Raw genomic sequence first — 460 nt, 5'->3', positions numbered from 1 at the left:
GATACGATGATTTGGCGCAGCACTGAATGGTTGCGCAATGCAGGTGTAACTTCACTCAACTTCGACTTGATGTATGGCCTGCCATATCAATCCCATGACGATCTTCTGGATAGCCTTGAGAATACTCGTCAATTCGGTGCGGAGCGTGTTGCTCTTTTCGGATATGCGCATGTGCCGCATATTGTGAAGCGCCAGAAAGCGATTGATGCAGCAGCTTTACCAGATGCCGAAATGCGGTTCGACATGGCAAGATCTGGTTTCGAGTTTCTGACTTCGAACAGCTATCACCCCGTCGGCTTCGACCATTTCGCATTGCCAGATGATCCTATGGCGATTGCCGCACAAGAGGGAACGCTTCGCCGCAACTTCCAGGGCTTCACTGACGACCCATCCGATAGTCTGATCGGCTTGGGAGCTTCAGCGATAAGCGGATTTCCGGAGCTGATCGTTCAGAACGAAA

At 51.3% G+C, this 460-nt stretch carries 1 pseudogene; it reads left to right on the top strand.

Annotated features, from left to right (window positions below):
* Positions 1–460, top strand: a pseudogene (locus FCS21_RS16860) (oxygen-independent coproporphyrinogen III oxidase); the annotation flags it as partial.

The sequence above is a fragment of the Colwellia ponticola genome, from assembly GCF_005885605.1.
In the GTDB taxonomy this organism is placed as follows: Bacteria; Pseudomonadota; Gammaproteobacteria; order Enterobacterales; family Alteromonadaceae; genus Colwellia; species Colwellia ponticola.
This window is presented reverse-complemented; position numbering and strand designations above follow the sequence as displayed.